We start from the raw sequence: 23627 nt of genomic DNA, 5'->3' as shown, positions 1-23627 counted from the left end.
CTCAACCGTGGAAACCCCCGAGCATGATCGACCTGGCAACCTGGAACCTCAGCGTTCCCGTCGGCAACCCGCCGGCCACCATCGACACACCACGACTGGTGAGTGGTTTCAAGGATCAGTACTTCCACTCCAACACCGGCACCTTGTTCTTCTGGTCCCCCGTGACCGGCTCCAAGACCGAGAACGCCATCTACCCGCGCACCGAACTGCGCGAGACCTACTCCAACGGCACCCTGCGCAACTGGACCTACCCCGACGCCGACAACCTGCTGTACGCAACCCTGGCGGTGAACCAGGTGCCGTCCTCGGGCAAGATCGTCATCGGCCAGATCCACGCCTACAACAGCACCAAGCCGCTGGTGAAGGTCGAGTACCAGTACAAGACCAGCAAGCTGAGCGGCAATATCGTGGCCAAGGTGCGCATGCGCCCGGACGACAAGGAAGGCCGGGTCATCACCATCGCCGAGAACGTCAAGCTGGACCGCGAGTTCTCCTACCTGATCCACCTCAGCCGCAGCGGCACCCTGAGCATCAGCGCCGCCGGTTACCAGTGGGACAACAAGATCAGCGCCACCTGGCGCGACAAGCCGCTGTACTTCAAGGCCGGGGTCTATGTGCAGGACAACACCGGCTACACCAGCGAAGGCGGCAAGGTGACCTTCTACAAGCTGGACATCGACCACAACAAAGGCTGAAACCGACCCACAAAAAAGCCCGCATCGCTGCGGGCTTTTTCGGTACTACGCCGGGGCTTAGTTGACCTTGGCGTTCAGCTCACCCTTGAGGTAGCGCTGGAACATGGCTTCCAGGGAAACCGGCTTGATCTTCGAAGCATTGCCGGCGGTGCCGAAGGCTTCGTAACGGGCGATGCACACGTCGCGCATGGCGGTCACGGTAGCGCCGAAGAATTTGCGCGGGTCGAACTCGCTCGGGTTGGTGGCCATCAGGCGACGCATCGCACCGGTGGACGCCAGGCGCAGGTCGGTGTCGATGTTGACCTTGCGTACGCCGTGCTTGATGCCTTCAACGATTTCTTCAACCGGCACGCCGTAGGTTTCTTTGATGTCGCCGCCGTACTGGTTGATGATCGCCAGCCACTCTTGCGGCACCGAAGACGAACCGTGCATCACCAGGTGAGTGTTGGGAATGCGCTTGTGGATCTCTTTGATGCGGTCGATGGCCAGCACGTCGCCGGTAGGTGGCTTGGTGAACTTGTAGGCGCCGTGGCTGGTGCCGATGGCGATGGCCAGGGCATCGACCTGGGTGCGCTTGACGAAGTCGGCGGCTTCTTCCGGGTCGGTCAGCATCTGGCTGTGATCCAGCACGCCTTCGGCGCCGATACCGTCTTCTTCACCGGCCATGCCGGTTTCCAGGGAACCCAGGCAGCCCAGCTCGCCTTCTACCGACACGCCGCAGGCGTGAGCCATGGCCACGGTTTGCTGGGTCACGCGCACGTTGTAGTCGTAGTCGGTCGGGGTCTTGCCGTCTTCGCCCAGGGAGCCGTCCATCATCACCGAGCTGAAGCCCAGCTGGATGGAACGCTGGCAGACGTCAGGGCTGGTGCCGTGGTCCTGGTGCATGCACACCGGGATGTGCGGGAATTCTTCGATCGCGGCGAGGATCAGGTGGCGCAGGAAAGGCGCACCGGCGTATTTGCGGGCACCGGCCGAAGCCTGGACGATCACCGGGGAGTCAGTCTTGTCAGCGGCTTCCATGATGGCGCGCATCTGCTCAAGGTTGTTGACGTTGAAAGCTGGAACGCCGTAGCCGAATTCGGCTGCGTGGTCCAGCATCTGGCGCATGCTGATGAGTGCCATTGTGTGTGTCTCTCCCGATCGAGGGTCGTTAATCGTGCAAGCCTGCCGTAGCGGCGGCTGCTATTCAAGTTATTGCAGATCGGGGGTCAGCCCGCCCTGCCTGATTCAAGTAAAACGCTGTTTCGTGTCCTGCCAACCCCTGTAGCGAGCGAGCCTGCTGGCTCGGACGTCGCCACCGGGGCCGGTTTTATTGAGCCTTGCAGCCGCGGCCGATCAGATCGTTGGTGGCGACCCAGTAAACCAGGCCTTCCTCACCTTTTTCGTGAAACGCCAGCATCTCGTTGCTGTACAGCGCGCCCGAAGCGCCCGGCTCCAGCTTCAGGCGGTAGACCTGATCGGCCCCGCCCAGGCGCACATCGACTTCCTTGCGGCTGCTGTCGGTGTAGCGCCAGACCACCTGTGCCTGGCTGTCGCAGACCCAGGTGGTCCAGGTGTCGGCGGGTGGCGACTTGAACAGATCCAGGTTGGCGCAACCTGCCAGCAATGCCAGCGCCGCCACGGCGATAAAGCCTTTCATCGGTGTTCCTCGGCTGGCGGCAGCAGGCCGCCGGCACAACGCGTAATCAATGAGACCCATCAAGGACAACCATGTTCCTTGGTCCGGGACGGGGTTTCGTATTTGTCCAGGCCATCAGGGCCCAGACGCTTGTTAATCACCGGCGCCGTCTCGGCCTGCCAATCGGCCTGGTAGCAGCCGTTATCCGGCGCCCCTGGCTCGACCGCAGGTTTGGCCTCGGGGGTGCTGGAGCACCCCGCCAGCAATCCGACACCGATCAACAGCATTAACGTCTTGACCATGTGAACACTCCTTTGCCTGGCCAATGGGGCTTCAGCCCTTGGCCCGTGCTTCCAGGACTTCCACGGCGGGCAGCACCTTGCCTTCGACGAACTCGAGGAACGCGCCGCCGCCGGTGGAAATGTAGGAGATTTGCTCGGCCACACCATATTTGTCGATGGCCGCCAGGGTGTCGCCACCACCGGCAATCGAGAATGCCGAGCTGTCGGCGATGGCCTGGGCCAGGACTTTGGTGCCGTTACCGAACTGGTCGAACTCGAACACGCCGACCGGACCGTTCCAGAGGATGGTCTTGGACGACTTCAGCAGCTCGGCGAAATGCGCGGCGGTTTGCGGGCCGATGTCGAGGATCATGTCGTCGGCCGCCACATCGGCGATCAGCTTGACCGTGGCTTCGGCGCTTTCGGCGAACTCCTTGGCCACCACCACGTCGACCGGCAGCGGGACGCTGACCTTGGCCGCGATTTCACGGGCGGTGTCCAGCAGGTCCGGCTCGTACAGCGACTTGCCGACCGGGTGACCGGCAGCGGCGAGGAAGGTGTTGGCAATGCCGCCGCCGACGATCAGTTGATTGCAGATCTGGCTCAGGCTGTTGAGCACGTCGAGCTTGGTCGACACCTTGGAGCCGGCAACGATGGCCGCCATCGGTTGCGCCGGGGCGCCCAGGGCCTTGCCCAGTGCCTCCAGCTCAGCAGCCAGCAATGGGCCGGCCGCCGCGACCTTGGCGAACTTGGCCACGCCATGGGTCGAGCCCTCGGCACGGTGAGCAGTGCCGAAAGCGTCCATCACGAACACGTCGCACAGCGCCGCGTATTGCTGGGCCAGTTCGTCGGCGTTCTTTTTCTCGCCCTTGTTGAAGCGCACGTTTTCGAACAACACGATGTCACCGGCCTTGACCTCGACACCGTCCAGGTAATCGGCCACCAGCGGCACCTCACGGCCCAGGGCCTTGCTCAGGTAGTCGGCGACGGGCTTGAGGCTGTTCTCGGCGGAGAACTCGCCTTCGGTCGGACGGCCCAGGTGCGAGCAGACCATCACTGCCGCGCCTTTTTCCAGGGCCAGCTTGATGGTCGGCAGCGAGGCCAGGATTCGCGCATCGCTGGTGACAACACCGTCCTTGACTGGGACGTTGAGGTCTTCACGGATCAGTACGCGCTTACCTTGCAGATCGAGGTCGGTCATCTTCAACACGGTCATGGGTCGCAATTCCTGGGTTACTGCTGTTGAGAAGCAGGGAGTAGAGGGGCAGAAAGTGGAGCAGCTGTTTGCAGATAATGTCCTGCAACGTCCAGCATTCGGTTGGCAAACCCCCATTCGTTGTCGAACCAGGCCAGGATGTTCACCAACCGGGGGCCGGAAACACGGGTCTGACTGGCGTCGACGATCGCCGAATGCGGGTCATGGTTGAAATCACAGCTGGCGTGCGGCAGTTCGGTGTAGGCCAGCAACCCCTTGAGCGGGCCGCTGGTGGCGGCCTCGCGCAGGATCCGGTTGACCTCGCCGGCATCGGTATCACTCACGGTTTGCAGGGTGATATCGAGGCACGACACGTTCACCGTCGGCACGCGCACTGCTTTGGCCTGAATTCGCCCGGCAAGTTCCGGCAGCAGCCGTTCGATGCCTCGGGCCAGACCGGTGGACACCGGGATCACCGACTGGAACGCCGAACGGGTACGGCGCAGGTCTTCGTGGTGATAGGCGTCGATCACCGGCTGATCGTTCATCGCCGAGTGAATGGTGGTGATCGATACGTATTCCAGGCCGATCGCCTGATCCAGCAGGCGCAACAGCGGCACGCCGCAGTTGGTGGTGCAGGAGGCGTTGGACACCAGCAGCTCGCGGCCAGTCAGGCAATCCTGGTTGACGCCGTAGACGATGGTGGCGTCGACATCCGACTCACTGGCCATCGGCTGGGAAAACAGCACCCGCGGCGCACCGGCATCGAGGAAGCGCTGGCCATCGGCCCGGGTGTGGTAGGCGCCGGAGCACTCCAGCACCAGATCGACGCCCAGGGACGCCCAATCGATGCCTTCGGGGGTAGCACTGCGCAGGACCTTCACGCAGTTGCCATTGATATGCAGACAATCGCCATCGACCTTCACCTCGCCGGGGAACCGGCCATGGGTGGAGTCGAAGCGTGTCAGGTATTCGATGCTGGCCATGTCGGCCAGGTCGTTGATTGCAACAATTTCGAACCCGGCCGCAGCCCCTCGCTCGAACAGAGCACGCAAGACGCAACGACCAATCCGGCCGTAGCCGTTGAGTGCAACTTTGTAGGGACGCGGTTGAGGCATGGGGTTCTCAATCAGGTACAGGTAGACACACAGGTTATGCGCCAACCCTTGCAGGAGCTGGCTTGTGTGGCGAGGGAGCTTGCTCCCGCTGGAGCGCGCAGCGCTCCCAGACCGGTTGCCGAGGTGTATCTGATACCTCTCGACAGGTTGGTCTGGGGCCGCTTCGCGCTCCAGCGGGAGCAAGCTCCCTCGCCACTACAAGCTCACTCCTACATAGAGGAGCGGTGCGTTTTAGTCTTCCAGCAGTTCTTCAGCCTGACCCAGGATGTTCTCCAGGGTGAAGCCGAACTCTTCGAACAAGGCTGGCGCAGGCGCCGACTCGCCGTAGGTGGTCATGCCAATCACGCGGCCTTCCAGGCCCACGTACTTGTACCAGTAGTCCGCGTGCGCGGCCTCGATGGCGATACGGGCACTGACCTGCAACGGCAGGACCGACTGCTTGTAGCCGGCATCCTGGGCATCGAACACGCTGGTGCACGGCATGGAAACCACGCGCACCTTGCGCCCCTGCTCGGTCAGCTTATCGAACGCCTGAACCGCCAGGCCCACTTCCGAACCGGTGGAGATCAGGATCAGCTCAGGCTCGCCTGCGCAGTCCTTCAACACGTAACCGCCACGGGCGATATCGGCGATCTGGCCGGCATCGCGGGTTTGGTGCTGCAGGTTCTGACGGGAGAAGATCAGCGCCGAAGGGCCGTCCTTGCGCTCGATGGCCAGCTTCCAGCACACGGCCGATTCCACGGCATCGGCTGGACGCCAGGTGTCGAGGTTCGGGGTGCTGCGCAGGCTGGTCAGTTGCTCGATCGGCTGGTGAGTCGGGCCATCTTCGCCCAGGCCGATGGAGTCGTGGGTGTAGACGAACACCACGCGTTTCTTCATCAAGGACGCCATGCGCACCGCGTTGCGGGCGTATTCCATGAACATCAGGAAGGTCGCGCCGTAAGGCACCAGGCCGCCGTGCAGGGCCACGCCGTTCATGATCGCGCTCATGCCGAACTCGCGAACGCCGTAGTACATGTAGTTGCCGCTGGCGTCTTCAGCCGACACGCCTTTGCAGCCTTTCCACAGGGTCAGGTTGGAACCGGCCAGGTCAGCGGAGCCGCCCAGCAGTTCAGGCAGCAGTGGGCCGTAGGCGTTCAGGGCGTTCTGGCTGGCTTTGCGGCTGGCGATGGTTTCGCCCTTGGCCGCGACTTCAGCGATGTAGGCCGAGGCCTTTTCGGCGAAATCGGCAGGCAAGTCACCGGCCAGGCGCCGGACCAGCTCGTTGGCCAGCTCAGGGAAGGCGGCGGAGTAGGCAGCGAAGCGCTGATCCCACTCGGCTTCGACCGCGCGGCCAGCTTCCTTGGCGTCCCACTCGGCGTAGATATCGGCCGGGATTTCGAACGGAGCGTAGTTCCAGTTCAGCGCCTTGCGGGTCAGGGCGATTTCCGCGTCACCCAGTGGGGCGCCGTGGCAGTCTTCCTTGCCTTGCTTGTTCGGCGAGCCGAAACCGATGGTGGTCTTGCAGCAGATCAGGGTCGGCTGCTCGCTTTTGCGCGCGGTCTCGATGGCGATCTTCAGTTCTTCAGGATCGTGGCCGTCGACGTTGCGGATCACCTGCCAGTTGTAGGCTTCGAAACGCTTCGGGGTGTCATCGGTAAACCAGCCTTCGACTTCGCCGTCGATGGAGATGCCGTTGTCATCGTAGAAGGCAATCAGTTTGCCCAGGCCCAAAGTACCGGCCAGGGAGCCCACTTCGTGGGAAATGCCTTCCATCATGCAGCCATCACCCAGGAACACGTAGGTGTGGTGATCGACAACGTTGTGCCCCGGGCGGTTGAACTGCGCCGCCAGGACTTTCTCCGCGAGGGCGAAACCCACGGCGTTGGCCAGGCCCTGGCCCAACGGACCGGTGGTGGTTTCAACACCCGGGGTGTAGCCGAACTCCGGGTGACCCGGGGTGCGGCTGTGCAGTTGGCGGAAGTTTTTCAGGTCTTCGATCGACAGGTCATAGCCGGTCAGGTGCAGCAGCGAGTAGATCAACATCGAGCCGTGGCCGTTGGACAGCACGAAGCGGTCACGGTCGGCGAAAGCCGGATTACTCGGGTTGTGCTTCAGGTAGTCACGCCAAAGTACCTCGGCGATATCCGCCATACCCATCGGGGCACCGGGATGGCCGCTGTTGGCTTTTTGCACGGCATCCATGCTGAGGGCACGAATGGCGTTGGCACGCTCACGACGGCTGGGCATCGCTGATCTCCTAGGGTTTGAATAAAACGAAACGGAAAAAAGACGCGCATTTTCCCTCAGCCCGTAGGCGGGGGCAATGACAGATAGTCGTTCTGGCAGGTTTTTCCTGTGGATAAAGCGCTTATCGCCTGATGAAACCTTTCTGCATTTCGTCTTTAGAGAGCAAAGGCTGCTTCAAGTGCCATTTATCTACCAATATCAAAACTTTTTGATATTGGTCTTGCGGGGTTTTATGGGCGTCACTAGACTGCGCCACTATGAATTTACGTGTGCCTTCCATTCGCCATGACGACTGCGATGAACTGGCGGCCTTGTGCAAGGCCGGCGGCGATCCGCTGCGATTGAATGTATTGCGCGCGCTGACCAACGACTCGTTCGGTGTACTGGAGCTGGCGCAGATCTTTGCCATCGGCCAGTCCGGCATGAGCCACCACCTCAAGGTCCTGGCCCAGGCCGACCTGGTGGCGACCCGCCGCGAGGGCAATGCGATCTTCTATCGCCGTGCCCTGCCCAACACCGAGCAACTGGGCGGCAGGCTGCATGCGGCCCTGCTCGATGAAGTCGACCAGTTGGCCCTGCCCTTTGACGTACAGGCGCGGATCGGCCTGGTGCATCGGCAACGGGCAACGGCCAGTCAGGACTTTTTTTCCCGGGTCGCGGAGAAGTTTCGCGCCCAGCAGGACCTGATCGCAGGACTGCCCCAGTACCGCGAGAGCTTGCTTTCGTTGCTGGATCAGCTGAATTTCGGCAGCACCGCCACGGCCATCGAAGTCGGCCCGGGCGACGGTGGCTTTCTGCCGGATCTGGCCCGCCGCTTCCATCAGGTCACCGCGCTGGACAACAGCCCGGCGATGCTGGATCTGGCGCGCCAGCTGTGTGAACGCGAAGCGCTGGCTAACGTCAGCCTGCAGTTGGCCGATGCACTCAATGGCGTAGGCCTGAGCGCCAACTGCGTCGTGCTGAACATGGTTTTGCATCATTTCGCAGCGCCCGCCGAAGCCATGAAACACATGGCCGGCCTGCTGCAACCAGGCGGTAGCCTGTTAGTGACAGAGTTGTGCAGCCACAACCAGAGTTGGGCCAGGGAGGCCTGCGGTGATCTCTGGCTGGGCTTTGAACAGGAAGATCTGGCCCGTTGGGCCACCGCTGCGGGACTGGTTCCCGGGGAAAGCCTGTATGTAGGCTTACGTAATGGTTTCCAGATTCAGGTCCGCCATTTTCAGCGGCCGGCTGGCGACACTCACCATCGGTAAATTTAGGAAACCGTCGAGATGAGCGAATACTCCCTTTTCACCTCCGAGTCCGTGTCTGAAGGGCATCCGGACAAAATCGCCGACCAGATTTCTGACGCGGTGCTGGACGCCATCATTGCTGAAGACAAGTTCGCCCGCGTGGCTTGCGAGACTCTGGTGAAAACCGGCGTGGCGATCATCGCCGGCGAAGTCACCACATCGGCCTGGGTCGACCTGGAAGAAATCGTCCGTAACGTGATCCTGGACATCGGCTACAACAGCTCCGACGTCGGCTTCGACGGCGCGACCTGCGGCGTGATGAACATCATCGGCAAGCAGTCCCCCGACATCAACCAGGGTGTAGACCGCGCCAAGCCTGAAGATCAGGGCGCCGGCGACCAGGGCCTGATGTTCGGCTACGCCAGCAACGAAACCGACGTGCTGATGCCGGCCCCGATCACCTTCTCGCACCAACTGGTGCAGCGCCAGGCCGAGGCCCGCAAATCCGGCCTGCTGCCTTGGCTGCGTCCCGACGCCAAGTCGCAAGTGACCTGCCGTTACGAAGGCGGCAAGGTGGTGGCGATCGACGCCGTCGTCCTGTCGACCCAGCACAACCCTGACGTGTCGTACAAAGACCTGCGCGAAGGCGTGATGGAGCTGATCGTCAAGCACGTGCTGCCAGCCGACCTGCTGACCAAGGACACCCAGTTCCACATCAACCCGACTGGCCAGTTCATCATCGGTGGCCCGGTGGGCGACTGCGGCCTGACCGGTCGCAAGATCATCGTCGACAGCTACGGCGGCATGGCCCGTCACGGCGGCGGCGCGTTCTCCGGCAAGGATCCATCCAAGGTTGACCGTTCGGCCGCCTACGCCGGTCGCTATGTGGCCAAGAACATCGTCGCTGCCGGCCTGGCCGAGCGCTGCGAGATCCAGGTTTCCTACGCTATCGGCGTCGCTCAACCGACTTCGATCTCGTTGAACACCTTCGGCACCGGCAAGATCAGCGATGACAAGATCGTCAAGCTGGTACGTGACGTGTTCGACCTGCGTCCATACGCCATCACCACCATGCTCGACCTGCTGCACCCGATGTACCAGGAAACCGCGGCTTACGGCCACTTCGGTCGCACCCCGCAAACCAAGACCGTGGGCGAAGACACCTTCACCACCTTCACTTGGGAAAAAACCGACCGCGCCGAGGCCCTGCGCGCCGCTGCCGGTCTGTAAGCTTCACCTGGCAACATCCAAAGCCCCGCACGGTTCGCCCTGCGGGGCTTTTTTGTAGCCGAAGGTTTCCCTGCCGGCCTCTGGCCCGGGGCTTACCGGCGGCCTCCCGCCCCCCGAAACAACCGGCAACCAGCCGAGCGCCCCGTGCCTCCCGCAGCGGCCTAACCTTGGTCGACATCACACCCGAGCAAGGACGCTCCCCATGTTGCCCAGACTGCAATGGTTGATCAGTTTCACCCTGGCCCTTCTCGTACTGCCGGCCATGGCCGCCTGCCCGGATTGGCCCGCCGCCCGCGCCACGGAAGAAATCAGCGCCCTGCAACGGCAACTGCAAGCCTGGGACGAGGGCTATCACCGCCAGGGCCAGTCCGCGGTGGCCGACGAGCTGTACGACCAGGCGCGGCAACGCCTGAACACCTGGCGCCAGTGCTTCAGCGTCGCGCCCACCGCTGACCAGCCGCTGCGCAGCGCTGCTGGCGACGTGGCCCACCCGATCCCCCATACCGGCCTTGAGAAACTCGCCGACGACCAGGCCGTGCAGGCCTGGCTGCAAGGCCGGCGCCAGGTCTGGGTGCAGCCGAAGGTCGACGGCGTGGCGGTGACCCTGATCTACCGTCGCGGCCTGTTGCAGCAGGCCATCAGCCGTGGCGACGGCCTGCGTGGCCAGGACTGGAGCGCCGCTGCGCAACTGATCGAAGCCATTCCCAAACGACTGCCCCAACCGGTGGACCTGCTGCTGCAAGGCGAGCTGTACTGGCGCCTGGAAGCCCACGTTCAGGCCGAAGCCGGCAGCCGCAATGCCCGCAGCCAGATCGCCGGGCTGATGGCACGCAAACAGCTGCGGGTGGAAGAGGCACGGCAGATCGGCCTGTTTGTCTGGGACTGGCCACAGGGCCCGAACACCCTGCCCGAGCGCCTGGCGCAGTTGAGCAGCCTGGGGTTCGCCGAAAGCCGCGAGTACAGCCACCCCGTCACCGACCTTGACGACGCCCGACGCTGGCGCGACCACTGGTATCGCGCGCCCCTGCCCTTTGCCAGCGACGGCATTGTGTTGCGCCAAAGCCTGCGCCCGCCCGCGCAGCGCTGGCAGGTCAAGGCGCCGTACTGGCTGGTGGCCTGGAAGTACCCCTACCGGCAAGCCCTGGCCACGGTCCGCAAGGTGCAGTTCAAGGTCGGCCGCACCGGGCGCATCACCCCTCTGCTGGAACTGGAGCCGGTGCGCCTGGATGACCGACAGATCCGCCGGGTCAGCAGTGGCTCGCTGCAGCGTTGGCAAGCGCTGGATATCCGCCCCGGCGACCAGGTGGCCATCAGCCTGGCCGGGCTGACGGTGCCACGCCTGGACAGCGTGGTGCTGCGTGCGGCGCAACGGGCGCCGATCAGCGTGCCCGACCCCGAAGCCTTTGATTACCTGAGCTGCTGGCAGCCGCTGCCGGGATGCGAAAGCCAGTTCCTGGCACGCCTGACCTGGCTCAGCGGCAAGCAGGGGCTGGACCTGCCCCATGTCGGCAGCGGCACCTGGGAGAAACTGATTGAAACAGGTCGGATCAAAGGCTTGGTCGATTGGTTGACCCTCGACCACGCAGAGCTTGCTAACATTGCCGGCTTTGGCGAACGCAGCAGCGCACGCCTGCTCGACAGCCTGCAAGGCGCCCGTCAGCGACCTTTCGCACGCTGGCTGAAGGCCCTGGGCCTGCCGCCCAGCGGCACGGCCAGCCTGCAAGGCCCGTGGCAGGTCCTGGCGAGCAAAAGTACCGAACAATGGCAGGCCGAGGGCAACATCGGCCCCAAACGCGCCGCACAGTTGAGCGCGTTTTTGCAGAGCCCGCAGATGCGGGCTGTCACTGAAGAATTGAGAACCGCCGGGGTCGAAGGGTTTTGAAAACTGATCGATCCGTGGTGTTGAACCCCAAGGGCACGACTACGCTCCAAGAGCCCAACCGTCTGCCCACCTGATAGCGACCTTACGGAGCCTTTATGAAACTGTTTTCACCGCTCGCGCTTTTGACCCTTTGCAGCCTGGTGGCCGCCCCGGTGCTGGCCACAGAGCAGGCCCCGGAACTCACCGGCTGCGCCGCCAAGCGCCAGGCCATCAGCACCCAGATTGAGCAGGCCAAGGCCCACGGCAACAGCGAACAACAGGCTGGCCTGGAAAAAGCCCTGAGCGAAGTCACTGCGAACTGCACCGACGCCTCGCTGAAGAAGGAGCGGGAAAACAAGGTGCTGGATGCCAAGCACGAAGTCAGCCGCCGTCAGGCCGACCTGGATAAAGCCATGAAAAAAGGCGATTCGGAGAAGATCAACAAGCGCAAGGACAAGCTCGCCGAATCCCGCAAGGAACTGCAGCAAGCCCTGGACGAACTGGATAAATAAGCCGCTGACGGGCTTTCACGCCAAACCTTGACTCAGGACCGTCTGTGGCGAGGGAGCTTGCTCCCGCTTGCCTGGGCAGCAGGCACCGCCTCAAGCTCCGGGGCTGGCCGCTGCCGACGCGACAGGCGCCCCTGCCCAGGTCGCCTTGTTTAAAGCGGGATCAGTGATCACGAAACTCTTTATGGCAAGCACTGCACGCATCTTCGACTTTCTGCACCGCCGGGCCGAGATTGGCGGCCTTGTACGGCTGGACCTGGCTTGCGATCACCAATTCACCGGTGGCCGCCTCAAGGTTGCGCGCCAGCTCCTGGAAGCGCGCCTGCTTGCGCCAGACATCGTCGGTGGCGCTGGTATGTTGCTCTTCCTTGACCTGGGGAAAGTGCTTCCACGGTTCGTGGGACAGGCTGTCGAGCTTGACCGCGCCCTCGGCGAAACGCGCACCGTCGAAGGCGATCCGCCCGCGAAGCATGCCGCCCAGGTCTTCACCGGTCTTGAGCATCTGTTTGAAGATCGCCTTGCGCTGCCCCAGGGGCGAGTTCGGATCGACTCCACCGCAGGCAGAAAGCGTCAGGCAGGCCAGCAATACAACAGCAAGTCTTTTAAGAATCATGGTGGCTCAAGGTTCGGGAAAACGGCGGCCAGTATCCTCGCCTGCCCGGCAAAGACCAATAGCCCTATTAACAATAAGGGTTGCCCGAGCGCCTGCACGGCTCGCGCAATCGTCAAAGGAAGTACCGCATGAATCTCAGTTTCAGCGCCTGGCGCCGTCACCTGGCCTGGGCCCTGCCGACCCTGGCCCTGCTGGCCGGGTGCAACGGCAACGACACCGAAACGCCCAAGACCCACGCCCTCGCCACCTACGTCAGCGCACCCTGGGAGGCCCTGCCGCAGGTCGCCGACAATGACCTGCTGGCCGGCTTCGGCTCCTGGCGCAGTGCCTGCACCCGGCTCAAGGCCGACACGATCTGGGGACCGACCTGCGCCGCGGCCGCCACTGTGCCGCAGACACCCGCCGCCATTCGCGGCTTTCTTGAACAACACCTCCAGGTCTACGGCCTGCGCTCGGCCAATGGCAGCAGCACTGGCCTGATCACCGGTTACTACGAACCGGTCTACCCCGGCAGCCTGACCGCGACCAAGACCGCCAATGTGCCGGTGTACGGCGTGCCGGACGACATGATCATCGTTGCCCTGGACAGCCTCTACCCCGAACTCAAGGGCAAGCGCCTACGCGGCCGGCTTGAAGGCCGGGTGCTCAAGCCCTACGACGACGCCGCCAGCATCGAGACCAAGGGCGTCAAGGCTCCGGTGATCGCCTGGCTGACCGACCCGATGGACCTGCAGTTCCTGCAGATCCAGGGCTCGGGCCGGATCCAGCTGGCCGATGGTCGCCAACTGCGCATCGGCTATGCCGACCAGAACGGCCATCCTTATCGGCCGATTGGCCGCTGGCTGGTGGATCAGGGCGAGCTGAAAAAGGAAGAAGTCACCATGGGTGCCATCGCGGCATGGGCCAAGGCCCATCCGGCCCGCATTCCCGAGCTGCTGGGGAGCAACCCCAGTTATGTGTTCTTCAACCGCAACCCGGACAGCAACGAAGGCCCGCGCGGGTCGCTGAATGTGCCCCTGACCTCAGGCTACAGCGTGGCGGTGGATCGCAAAGTGATCCCCCTGGGCAGCCTGTTGTGGCTGTCCACCACCCGCCCGGACGGCAGCAGCCTGGTGCGTCCGGTGGCCGCCCAGGACACCGGCGGCGCCATCACTGGCGAGGTGCGTGCGGATCTGTTCTGGGGGACGGGGGATGCGGCCGGGCAACTGGCCGGCGACATGAAGCAGCAAGGACAGATCTGGATGCTCTGGCCCAAGGGCGCGGCGCTGCCGGCCGTTCCGGAAGTGGCCGACAGCAAATAACCTCGCCGCTCACCTCCACGCCGCCCGCAACTTGGCAGGCGGCGACCCTCGGGGAATGCAGCCCGGGGTCGCGCAACAGCGATCAGATCGAAACGAAGAAGAAGCTGGCAATCAGCGCCATGCCCACGAACCACACCACCGAGCGCAGCATGGCCCAGTCCGCCAGGTAGCAGATGATGTACAGCAGGCGACTGGTGATGAACAGCACCGCCAGCACGTCGATGGTCACCAGCTGCGCCACGTTGGCGACATGGGCAATGATCACCGCCGCCGCAAAGGCCGGGGTCACTTCGAAGCTGTTGAGCTGGGCGGAGTGGGCACGCTTGGCGAAGCCTTCAAGGGTCGCCAGGAACGCACGCGGATCGTGGTTCTGCCGTGGCCCGAACTTGCCGCCACTGAACTTGGCGACACCGGTGCACAGGTACGGCAGGAGGATGGCGATAAATACACACCAGAAGGCAACGGTCATGGCAGGGTCCTTTTTTAAAGTTAGGGGGGACGGGTCAGAACTTCATCACCAGCATGCCGATCAGGACCAGCCCACAGGCTAAGAGCCGTGGCCGCCCGAAAGGTTCTTGCAAGTAGCGCATGCCGAACAACACCACCAGGATCACGCTGATCTCGCGCAACGCCGCCGCTTCGGCAATCGAGCCAAGCTGCATGGCCCAAAGCACCAAAGCGTAGCTGAACAATACGCAAAATCCGACGCACAGCCCCAGCCGCCACTGTTCGCGCCAGAACAAGGCGAATGCCGGGCGCCTGCGGACCAGCGCCAGCAAGGGAAAGGGCCAGGCACTGAGCAGCGTGACCCAGACCAGGTAATCCAGAGGGTGCGACCAGCGCCGCAGGGCCTGGCCGTCGATAAAGGTGTAGCAGCCGATGCACAGGCCAATCAGCGCCACCACCGGCAGCATCGACCACGGCAAACGCTCGCCGCCACCGCCCTGCCACAAAAGGCAAAGCATGCCGAAGGGGATCAACAGAATGCCGAGGATCTGCTGGGTGCTGAGCACTTCTGCGGCAAATATCAGGGTCAGGGCCAGCACCACCAGGGGCGATAGCCCGCGCATCAGGGGGTAAACCAGCCCCAGGTCGCCGACCCGGTAGGCCTGGATCAACAGGTAGCGATACAGCAGTTCAAAGGCGGCGGAGGCCAGGATCCACGGCCAGATCGCGGCGGGTGGCAGCTCGACGAAACCCAGCATCAAGGCCACGAACAGCAGCGCCACAGTGTCCATGCACGCCACCACCAGCAACCGCTCGGCACTGAATTTGATCAGGGTGTTCCAGGCCGCATGCAGCAGCGCTGCCACCAGAACCAGACTTGTCGCCAGCACTTCAAACTCCCTGTTTGATAGAGGAGAAACGTTTCACCTAGCCCTTTCGGCTGTTTATACTGGCGCCGACCACGCCGCACTCAGTTGCGCAGAGACCTATTCCAATAATGCCTGCCGCCGCTCGACCCTCCGGGGACGGGAACTGGCATGCGCATGCCTGATCAGAGCGTCAAGACTACAGACTTATGGCAGCTGCAAGTGGCAAGCGGCGAACCTCAACCTTGAAACTTGCAGCTTGAGGTCCGAAGCTTGCTGCCGCCCCCCTGTCACCCTCGCTGTTCATCCAAAGGAGTCCGGATGCTTGAACTTGTCGCTGCATTTATTTGCCTGACCACCCTGCTCACCTACGTTAATTTCCGCTTTATCGGCCTGCCGCCGACCATCGGCGTGATGGTGACCGCACTGCTGTTTTCCCTGCTGCTGCAAGGCCTGAGCGTTCTTGGCTACCCCGGGCTCGAAGAGCACGTGCAGCAACTGATCGGCCAGATCGACTTCGGCGACCTGCTGATGAACTGGATGCTGTCGTTCCTGCTGTTCGCCGGCGCCCTGCACGTCAACCTCGGCGACCTGCGCAGTTATCGCTGGCCCATCGGCCTGCTGGCCACGGTTGGCGTTCTGGTCGCCACGGTGGTGATCGGCAGCCTGGCCTACTGGATCTTCGGCCTGTTCGGCTGGCACGTGAGCTTCCTCTACTGCCTGCTGTTCGGCGCGCTGATTTCACCCACCGACCCGATTGCCGTGCTCGGCGTGCTGCGTACCGCCAACGCGTCCAAACCGTTGAAGACCACCATCGTCGGCGAGTCGCTGTTCAACGACGGCACTGCGGTGGTGGTGTTCACCGTGCTGCTGGGCATCGCCCAGCTGGGTGAAACCCCGACGATTGGCGCGACCGCCATGCTGTTCGCCCACGAGGCCATTGGCGGCGTGGTGTTCGGCGGGCTGATCGGCTACCTGGTGTACCTGATGATCAAGAGCATCGAGCAGCACCAGATCGAAGTCATGCTGACCCTGGCCCTGGTCATCGGTGGCTCGGCGATGGCCACCGAACTGCACGTATCGGCACCGATCGCGATGGTGGTGGCGGGGCTGATCATCGGCAACCTGGGGCGCAACCTGGCGATGAACGACATGACCCGGCGCTACCTCGACGGTTTCTGGGAATTGCTCGATGACATGCTCAACGCCCTGCTGTTCGCCCTGATCGGCATGGAGCTGCTGCTGTTGCCGTTCTCCTGGCTGCACCTGCTGGCGGCGAGCCTGCTGGCGCTGGCGATCCTGCTCTCGCGCCTGCTCACCGTGGCCCCGGCCATCCTCCTGCTGCGCCGCTGGCGCACGGTGCCGCGCGGCACCATCCGGGTCCTGACCTGGGGTGGCCTGCGCGGCGGGGTTTCGGTGGCACTGGCGCTGGCCCTGCCCCTGGGCCCGGAGCGCGACCTGTTGCTGAGCATCACCTACATCGTGGTGCTGTCGTCGATCCTGTTGCAGGGCCTGAGCATCGGCAAACTGGTACGCCACGTGACCAACGATGCACCGGCGCCAGCCAGCAAGGCAGACGCTCACTGATCATTTTTTGATCTCTCGCGGATCGGGCGCCGGTGCCCGGTCCACGGTTTTATTGGGCTTGCCACTCTCGCTGCGCACCTGGGCATGGCTGATCAGGGCAAAGATGCAGCTGCCGCCGATGATATTGCCCGCCAGGGTCGGCCCGGCGAACACCAGCCAGAAATCCTTCCACGGCAACTCTCCGGCAAACACCAGGTACGAGACCTCGGCCGAACCGACCACGATATGGGTGAAGTCACCCAGGGCCATCAAGTAAGTGATCAGGACAATGATCCAGATCTTGGCGCTCTCCATGGACGGGATCATCCAGACCATGGTGGCAATCATCCAGCCGGAAATAATGCCCTTGGCGAACATCTGGCCACTGTCGTTTTCCATGACCTTGCGCCCGATATCGAGGAAGGCCATATCGGTCTTGCTGTCGAAAATCGGCAGGTGCAGCATCACGTAGGCCACCAGCAGGGTGCCGCACAGGTTACCCACCAGCACCACGCTCCACAGCCGCAGCAGGCGCCCGAAGTTGTTCAGGGTCGGCTTGCTCATCACCGGCAGCACGGCGGTCAGGGTGTTTTCGGTAAACAGTTGCTGGCGCGCCAGGATCACCGCGAGAAAGCCCGCGCAGTAGCCGAAGCTGGCGATCACCTTGAAGCCCTCGGTGTCGGGCAGGCGCGAATTGAGCAGGCCCATGCCCATCAACGACAGGCCCATGGTCAAGCCGGCAGCCAGGGCCGACCACCACAGCGCGGCGACGCTGCGCTCCAGTTCCTGGTCGCCCTGGGTGCGGATGATTTCATGCAGGACCGCCGCGCGAGGCGGTTGGTTGCGGTCGACGTCGTGCTGCTCTTCGGCCGACAGGCCGGGGGTCTTGCCGTCTTTTTGGGTGTCCATAAGGCTCCTGAACCAGGCGGGTCATTTAGCTACGACCTGCGCGGTTCAGGGCTGTTCAGTGGCACCCGGTGTTTTGTCGCAAAGGTTTCACTCGACGGCGGCGTCGTCCTGGAACTGGTCCTTCACGTACTTGATTTCGGTGCGCCCGTGGGGCGCCGGCAAGCCGTCTTCGCCGAGGTTGACGAAGACCATCTTCTCCACCGTGAGGATGGATTTGCGGGTGATCTTGTTGCGCACTTCGCAGGTCAGGGTAATCGAGGTGCGACCGAACTCGGTGGCGGTAATCCCCAGCTCGATGATGTCGCCCTGGCGCGAGGCGCTGACAAAGTTGATTTCCGAGATGTACTTGGTGACCACGCGCTGATTGCCCAGTTGGACGATGGCGTAGATGGCCGCCTCTTCGTCGATCCAGCGCAACAGGCTGCCCCCGAATAGCGTGCCGTTGGGGTTGAGGTCTTCGGGCTTTACCCATTTGCGGGTGTGGAAGTTCATGGGGGGCTCCGGGGTTGGGGGGAGGTTAGTGATGATTGTGGATGGCCCCCAGCTTCCAGCTTCAAGCTCAAAGCTGCAAGTTAAAAGCCGGTCCGCGCTGACTTGCGGCTTGCCACTTGCCGCGCAAACCCAGCTATAATCGCCACCGTTTCAAAACGGTCATCTGGATTTGATACCGTTTTCCCGCCACCTGTCCGAGGGGCGCTGCAGCAGGTTTACCTGTCAGGCTCGGATGGGGCGTTGCTGGCCACAGTCGGCCAGATACCAAACGCACAACGGCGCCCATTCGCATAACTACGAATGGAGGCTCTTCATGAGCGCTGTTATCACGCCTGCAGATTTTAACGATTACAAAGTCGCCGACATGTCCCTGGCTGCCTGGGGCCGTCGCGAAACCATCATCGCCGAATCGGAAATGCCGGCCCTGATGGGTCTGCGCCGCAAGTACTCCGCCGAGCAGCCGCTCAAGGGCGCGAAGATTCTTGGCTGCATCCACATGACCATTCAGACAGCCGTGCTGATCGAAACCCTGGTTGCCCTGGGTGCCGAAGTACGTTGGTCGTCCTGCAACATTTTCTCGACTCAAGATCAGGCCGCTGCGTCCATCGCTGCTGCCGGCATCCCGGTTTTCGCCTGGAAAGGCGAGACTGAAGAAGAGTACGAGTGGTGCCTGGAGCAGACCATCCTCAAGGATGGCCAGCCATGGGACGCCAACATGATCCTCGACGACGGCGGCGACCTGACTCAGCTGCTGCACGACAAGTACCCACAGGTGCTGGACCGCGTTCACGGCGTGACCGAAGAAACCACCACTGGCGTGCACCGCCTGCTGGACATGCTGGCCAAGGGCGAGCTGAAAATCCCGGCCATCAACGTCAACGACTCGGTGACCAAGAGCAAGAACGACAACAAGTACGGCTGCCGTCACAGCCTGAACGATGCGATCAAGCGCGGCACCGACCACCTGCTGTCCGGCAAGCAAGCGCTGGTCATCGGCTACGGTGACGTGGGCAAGGGCTCGGCCCAGTCCCTGCGTCAGGAAGGCATGATCGTCAAGGTTTCCGAAGTTGACCCGATCTGCGCCATGCAAGCCTGCATGGACGGTTTCGAACTGGTTTCGCCGTTCATCGACGGTATCAACACCGGCACCTCCGACTGCATCGACGCAGCCCTGCTGGGCAAGATCGACCTGATCGTGACCACCACCGGCAACGTCAATGTTTGCGACTCGAACATGCTCAAAGCCCTGAAGAAGCGCGCTGTTGTCTGCAACATCGGCCACTTCGACAACGAAATCGACACCGCTTTCATGCGCAAGAACTGGGCATGGGAAGAAGTGAAGCCTCAGGTACACAAGATCCACCGTACCGGCCCTGGCGCGTTCGACGCCCAGAACGACGACTACCTGATCCTGCTGGCCGAAGGCCGCCTGGTGAACCTGGGTAACGCTACCGGTCACCCAAGCCGCATCATGGACGGCTCGTTCGCCAACCAGGTTCTGGCGCAGATCTTCCTGTTCGGCCAGAAGTACGCCGACCTGTCGCCAGCCCAGAAAGCCGAGCGCCTGACCGTTGAAGTACTGCCGAAGAAACTCGACGAAGAAGTGGCCCTGGAAATGGTCCGTGGCTTCGGCGGCGTCGTGACTCAACTGACCAAGACCCAGGCCGACTACATCGGCGTGACCGTCGAAGGTCCGTTCAAGCCGCACGCTTACCGGTACTAAGCAGCGGCGAGCTTCGAGCTGCAAGCGGCAAGTTAGAGCGGTTGGCTGACTTGCGGCTTGTGGTGAGGGGCTTGCTCCTTCATTGCTCTCTTTAAGCAGTTGTGAGCTTCAAGCTGCACGCTACAAGAATAGGCACACCGCCTCCTTGCAGCTTGCAGCTTGAAGCTTGCGGCTGGAGGCCCCCTCCATGTCCCAAGACCGTCGCTACAGCTTCGAGTTCTTCCCGACCAAGACCGATGCTGGGCATGAAAAACTGCTCGCCACTGCCCGTCAGCTGGCCACGTACAACCCCGATTTCTTCTCCTGCACCTACGGTGCCGGTGGCTCGACTCGCGATCGCACGATCAACACCGTGCTGCAGCTTGAGAGCGAAGTAAAAGTCCCTGCCGCGCCGCACCTGTCCTGCGTCGGCGACAGCAAGGACGACCTGCGCGGCCTGCTCAACCAGTACCAGGCTGCCGGGATCAAGCGCATCGTCGCCCTGCGCGGCGACCTGCCTTCGGGCATGGGCATGGCCAGCGGTGAGCTGCGCCACGCCAACGACCTGGTGGAGTTCATTCGCCAGGAAACCGGCGACCACTTCCATATCGAAGTCGCTGCCTACCCGGAAATGCACCCGCAAGCGCGCAATTTCGAAGACGATCTCAATAACTTCGTGCGCAAGGCCAACGCCGGCGCCGACAGTGCGATCACCCAGTACTTCTTCAACGCCGACAGCTACTTCTACTTCGTTGAACGCGTGCGCAAGCTGGGTGTGAACATTCCGATCGTGCCGGGCATCATGCCGATCACCAACTACAGCAAGCTGGCGCGCTTCTCCGACGCCTGCGGCGCCGAGATCCCACGCTGGATCCGCAAGCAGCTGGAAGCCTACGGCGACGACACCCAGAGCATTCAGGGTTTCGGCGAGCAGGTGATCAGCGAGATGTGCGAACGCCTGCTGCAAGGCGACGCGCCAGGCTTGCACTTCTACACCCTGAACCAGGCTGAGCCGAGCCTGGCGGTGTGGAACAACCTGAAGCTGCCACGCTGATCGACCCAGGTTGAACACCCAAGGGCCCTGGCGAAACCAGGGCCCTTTTTCATGCTGGGTCCTTGAGCTAGAGCGGTCAGCACTGCCTCTAGCTATTTCATCGGGTCACGGCGTAATCTCGCGCCATGTTTGTCATCTTCCGGTTGCTGACCGCCCTTCTCTGCACTTGCCTGAGCCTTGCGGCCCACGGCGAGAAGCTGCGCATTGTCACCGATCCCTGGCCGCCCTACGCCTACGAGGAAAACGGCAAGGCCATGGGCCTGGACTACGAGGCCACGGCCATTGTCTTCCAGCGCCTGGGGATCGAAGTGCAATGGCAGTTCCTGCCGTGGAAACGCTGCCTGGCCATGCTGGAGCAGGGTCAGGCCGACGCGGTGCTGGATATCTTTCATCGCGAAGAACGGGAAAAAAGCCTGCTCTACCCCAGCGAACCGCTGTCGGAAGTGGAGTTCGTGATGTTCTACGCCAACCAGCGCCCGCACCCGTTCAGCCGCCTGGAAACCTTGAGCGGCCTGACCATCGGCACCTCCCCCGGCTACCTGTACACCGACGAATTCAACGACTCGCCGCTGTTCAAGCGCGAGCCCGCGCCCACCCAGGAAGCCAACTTCGGCAAGCTGCTGCTGGGACGGATCGACCTGGTGATCACCGATCGCCGGGTCGGCCAGTACCTGCTCGACACCTTGAAAGTGCGCGACCAGATCACCGAAAACCCCATGGTGCTGGTGCGCCAGGGGCAGTTCCTGGCCGTGCGCCGCAACGCCGGCATGGACTTGCTGGTGCAGCGCTTTGCCGCCGAACTCAAACGCTTCAAGCAGGAACCGGCCTACGCCGAGCTCAATGCCCGCTATGGCGGCACTCGCGCCCCGGGGCCTTCGAAGGCGACCCTGCACTCCACCTCCGATAAAACCGTTGAGCAGCAGGAAAGCAGCGCACGGTGATTGCTCTGTTATACTCCGGCCTTTCCGCCAGGCTCACGCCCGGACGCTCGTTCCTGTTCAAGGCATCTCGATACCGCTACAGCGCAGCCAATACGGCCCGCGCGGGCTTTTTCGGGCACGTCTTCAGGACTGAAGCTGGACCGGACGGGATTGCGTCCTCTTAAACGCCATTCGCGCCAGGCAAGACTATCCCTCTGGGCCAAGCCCTAACTAAAACAGGATTACTCATGTCCTTTGCTTCCCTCGGTCTCTCCGAGGCTTTAGTCGGCGCGATCGAAGCCGCCGGCTATACCCAGCCTACTCCGGTGCAACAGCGGGCCATTCCCGCCGTGTTGCAAGGTCGCGACTTGATGGTTGCGGCGCAGACAGGTACTGGTAAAACCGGCGGTTTCGCCCTTCCGATCCTGGAACGGTTGTTTCCCAACGGTCACCCGGACAAATCCCAGCGTCACGGCCCGCGCCAACCGCGCGTCCTGGTCCTGACCCCAACCCGCGAACTGGCCGCCCAGGTGCATGAGAGCTTCAAGCTCTACGCCCGCGACCTGAAGTTCGTCAGCGCCTGCATCTTCGGCGGCGTCGGCATGAACCCACAGGTGCAAGCCATGGCCCGTGGGGTTGATGTGCTGGTTGCCTGCCCGGGCCGCCTGCTCGACCTGTGCGGTCAAGGCAGCGTCGACTTGTCCCACGTGGAAATCCTCGTGCTGGACGAAGCCGACCGCATGCTCGACATGGGCTTTGTGCACGACGTGAAGAAAGTCCTCGCGCGCCTGCCAGCCAAACGCCAGAACCTGCTGTTCTCCGCGACCTTCTCCAAGGACATCACGGACCTCGCCGGCAAGCTGCTGCACAACCCCGAGCGCATCGAAGTCACGCCGCCGAACACCACGGTCGAGCGCATCGAGCAACGGGTATTCCGCCTCGCCGCCAGCCACAAGCGTGCCCTGCTGGCGCACCTGATTACCGCCGGCGCCTGGGAACAGGTCCTGGTCTTCACCCGTACCAAGCACGGCGCCAACCGCCTGGCCGAGTACCTGGACAAACACGGCCTGAGCGCTGTCGCCATCCACGGTAACAAGAGCCAGAACGCCCGCACCAAAGCCCTGGCCGACTTCAAGGCCGGCGAAGTGCGGATCCTGGTTGCCACCGATATCGCCGCCCGTGGTCTGGATATCGACCAGCTGCCACACGTGGTCAACTTCGAGCTGCCGAACGTCGACGAAGACTACGTGCACCGCATCGGCCGTACGGGCCGTGCCGGTCGTTCGGGCGAAGCGATTTCCCTGGTCGCCCCGGACGAAGAAAAACTGCTGAAAAGCATCGAGCGCATGACCAAGCAGAAAATCGCCGACGGCGACCTGATGGGTTTTGACGCCAGTGCCGTTGAAGCCGAGAAGCCTGAAGTGCGTGAACGTCCGGACGTGCGCAACCCGCGCAATGCCCGTGGCCCGCGTGGCGATGGCCCGAACGGCGGTGGCGGCGGCGGTGGCCGTAAAGACAAGGGCAAGGACAAGGGCGGCAAGGACAAACCTGCCGCTCGTGGCGACCGCCCGGCTCGCGAGCAGAAACCTCGCGAAGGCACCCCGGCCCGCGAACAGCGCCAGCCAACCCCACGTGCAGCTGCTGACCGCGCGCCCGACGAGTTCCTGGACGACGATATCGATAACTTCGGTAACCGCGTCGACTACGTCCCGCAGCAGAAGCCGGCTCAAGGTCGCGGCCGCCGTCCAGGCGCCCCGGCACAAGGTGCAGGCGCCGGTGCAGCGCCGCG

Annotated in this window: 22 protein-coding genes and 1 riboswitch; of the genes, 11 read left to right on the top strand and 11 right to left on the bottom strand. The window is 62.9% G+C overall.

The features are described 5' to 3' along the window. The first annotated feature begins 23 nt into the window (after positions 1 to 23). Positions 24 to 695, top strand: a complete 672-nt coding sequence (locus tag CF161_RS04275) for a polysaccharide lyase family 7 protein (protein WP_020295333.1) — start codon at positions 24 to 26, stop codon at positions 693 to 695. 57 nt (positions 696 to 752) lie between these two features. Here CF161_RS04275 and fba read toward each other — a convergent pair whose 3' ends face one another. From fba to tkt, 6 genes are all read right to left on the bottom strand, one after another. Then, complete coding sequence (gene fba / locus CF161_RS04270; protein WP_020295332.1) at positions 753 to 1817, bottom strand: class II fructose-bisphosphate aldolase; 1065 nt, start codon at positions 1815 to 1817, stop codon at positions 753 to 755. A gap of 187 nt (positions 1818 to 2004) precedes the next feature. After that, entirely contained in the window at positions 2005 to 2334 is a 330-nt protein-coding gene (locus CF161_RS04265; RefSeq protein ID WP_020295331.1) for an MliC family protein, read from the bottom strand. Between the two features lie 59 nt (positions 2335 to 2393). Next, complete coding sequence (locus CF161_RS04260) at positions 2394 to 2615, bottom strand: hypothetical protein (protein ID WP_020295330.1); 222 nt, start codon at positions 2613 to 2615, stop codon at positions 2394 to 2396. A 31-nt stretch (positions 2616 to 2646) separates the two neighbouring features. After that, complete coding sequence (locus CF161_RS04255; RefSeq protein WP_020295329.1) at positions 2647 to 3810, bottom strand: phosphoglycerate kinase; 1164 nt, start codon at positions 3808 to 3810, stop codon at positions 2647 to 2649. 17 nt (positions 3811 to 3827) lie between these two features. After that, positions 3828 to 4907 (bottom strand): erythrose-4-phosphate dehydrogenase, encoded by a 1080-nt coding sequence (epd, locus tag CF161_RS04250; RefSeq protein WP_020295328.1) that lies wholly within the window; start codon positions 4905 to 4907, stop codon positions 3828 to 3830. Between the two features lie 231 nt (positions 4908 to 5138). Beyond that, positions 5139 to 7136: a transketolase gene (tkt, locus tag CF161_RS04245; RefSeq protein ID WP_020295327.1), complete on the bottom strand. Its 1998-nt coding sequence runs from the start codon at positions 7134 to 7136 to the stop codon at positions 5139 to 5141. Between the two features lie 257 nt (positions 7137 to 7393). Between tkt and CF161_RS04240 the strand changes: the two genes are divergently transcribed. The 4 genes from CF161_RS04240 to CF161_RS04225 all read left to right on the top strand — a co-directional run bounded on the left by CF161_RS04240 (position 7394) and on the right by CF161_RS04225 (position 11971). Next, positions 7394 to 8389: a metalloregulator ArsR/SmtB family transcription factor gene (locus CF161_RS04240; RefSeq protein ID WP_020295326.1), complete on the top strand. Its 996-nt coding sequence runs from the start codon at positions 7394 to 7396 to the stop codon at positions 8387 to 8389. Positions 8390 to 8407: 18 nt separating this feature from the next. Continuing rightward, positions 8408 to 9598 (top strand): methionine adenosyltransferase, encoded by a 1191-nt coding sequence (metK, locus tag CF161_RS04235; protein ID WP_020295325.1) that lies wholly within the window; start codon positions 8408 to 8410, stop codon positions 9596 to 9598. Between the two features lie 202 nt (positions 9599 to 9800). After that, positions 9801 to 11480, top strand: a complete 1680-nt coding sequence (gene ligB, locus CF161_RS04230) for an NAD-dependent DNA ligase LigB (protein WP_020295324.1) — start codon at positions 9801 to 9803, stop codon at positions 11478 to 11480. Positions 11481 to 11575: 95 nt separating this feature from the next. Further along, positions 11576 to 11971, top strand: a complete 396-nt coding sequence (locus tag CF161_RS04225) for a DUF1090 domain-containing protein (RefSeq protein WP_020295323.1) — start codon at positions 11576 to 11578, stop codon at positions 11969 to 11971. Between the two features lie 160 nt (positions 11972 to 12131). On the opposite strand, the gene CF161_RS04220 is transcribed toward CF161_RS04225, so the two are convergent. After that, positions 12132 to 12581 carry a cytochrome c gene (locus tag CF161_RS04220; protein ID WP_043228634.1) on the bottom strand — a complete coding sequence of 150 codons (450 nt, stop codon included), beginning with the start codon at positions 12579 to 12581 and terminating at the stop codon, positions 12132 to 12134. Positions 12582 to 12709: 128 nt separating this feature from the next. On the opposite strand from CF161_RS04220, the gene CF161_RS04215 reads away from it, so the two are divergent. Beyond that, positions 12710 to 13882 carry a murein transglycosylase A gene (locus CF161_RS04215; protein ID WP_020295321.1) on the top strand — a complete coding sequence of 391 codons (1173 nt, stop codon included), beginning with the start codon at positions 12710 to 12712 and terminating at the stop codon, positions 13880 to 13882. Positions 13883 to 13964: 82 nt separating this feature from the next. On the opposite strand, the gene CF161_RS04210 is transcribed toward CF161_RS04215, so the two are convergent. After that, the gene (locus tag CF161_RS04210; RefSeq protein WP_020295320.1) at positions 13965 to 14351 is read right to left on the bottom strand and encodes an MAPEG family protein; all 387 of its coding nucleotides are present in this window, start codon (positions 14349 to 14351) and stop codon (positions 13965 to 13967) included. A gap of 34 nt (positions 14352 to 14385) precedes the next feature. After that, a complete protein-coding gene (locus CF161_RS04205) occupies positions 14386 to 15219 on the bottom strand; it encodes an EamA family transporter (protein WP_020295319.1) in 834 nt (277 codons plus the stop codon). A gap of 297 nt (positions 15220 to 15516) precedes the next feature. Here CF161_RS04205 and CF161_RS04200 point away from each other — a divergent pair, with 297 nt between their 5' ends. Then, positions 15517 to 16782: a sodium:proton antiporter gene (locus tag CF161_RS04200; RefSeq protein ID WP_020295318.1), complete on the top strand. Its 1266-nt coding sequence runs from the start codon at positions 15517 to 15519 to the stop codon at positions 16780 to 16782. On the opposite strand, the gene CF161_RS04195 is transcribed toward CF161_RS04200, so the two are convergent. Then, positions 16783 to 17670, bottom strand: coding sequence for a formate/nitrite transporter family protein (locus CF161_RS04195; RefSeq protein WP_020295317.1), 888 nt, complete (start codon positions 17668 to 17670; stop codon positions 16783 to 16785). It abuts the gene before it with no gap. Between the two features lie 87 nt (positions 17671 to 17757). Continuing rightward, the gene (locus CF161_RS04190) at positions 17758 to 18162 is read right to left on the bottom strand and encodes an acyl-CoA thioesterase (protein ID WP_020295316.1); all 405 of its coding nucleotides are present in this window, start codon (positions 18160 to 18162) and stop codon (positions 17758 to 17760) included. 190 nt (positions 18163 to 18352) lie between these two features. After that, positions 18353 to 18453: riboswitch (S-adenosyl-L-homocysteine riboswitch) on the top strand. Positions 18454 to 18475: 22 nt separating this feature from the next. Here CF161_RS04190 and ahcY point away from each other — a divergent pair. From ahcY to CF161_RS04170, 4 genes are all read left to right on the top strand, one after another. Further along, positions 18476 to 19885, top strand: a complete 1410-nt coding sequence (ahcY, locus tag CF161_RS04185; RefSeq protein ID WP_020295315.1) for an adenosylhomocysteinase — start codon at positions 18476 to 18478, stop codon at positions 19883 to 19885. A 187-nt stretch (positions 19886 to 20072) separates the two neighbouring features. Then, positions 20073 to 20918: a methylenetetrahydrofolate reductase [NAD(P)H] gene (metF, locus tag CF161_RS04180; RefSeq protein ID WP_020295314.1), complete on the top strand. Its 846-nt coding sequence runs from the start codon at positions 20073 to 20075 to the stop codon at positions 20916 to 20918. A gap of 125 nt (positions 20919 to 21043) precedes the next feature. Then, positions 21044 to 21859, top strand: coding sequence for an ABC transporter substrate-binding protein (locus CF161_RS04175; protein WP_020295313.1), 816 nt, complete (start codon positions 21044 to 21046; stop codon positions 21857 to 21859). A gap of 227 nt (positions 21860 to 22086) precedes the next feature. After that, a partial coding sequence (locus CF161_RS04170; protein ID WP_020295312.1) for a DEAD/DEAH box helicase occupies positions 22087 to 23627 on the top strand: 1541 nt, incomplete at its 3' end.

It is taken from the genome of Pseudomonas sp. CF161 (assembly GCF_000416215.1).
Taxonomy (GTDB): Bacteria; Pseudomonadota; Gammaproteobacteria; order Pseudomonadales; family Pseudomonadaceae; genus Aquipseudomonas.
This window is presented reverse-complemented; position numbering and strand designations above follow the sequence as displayed.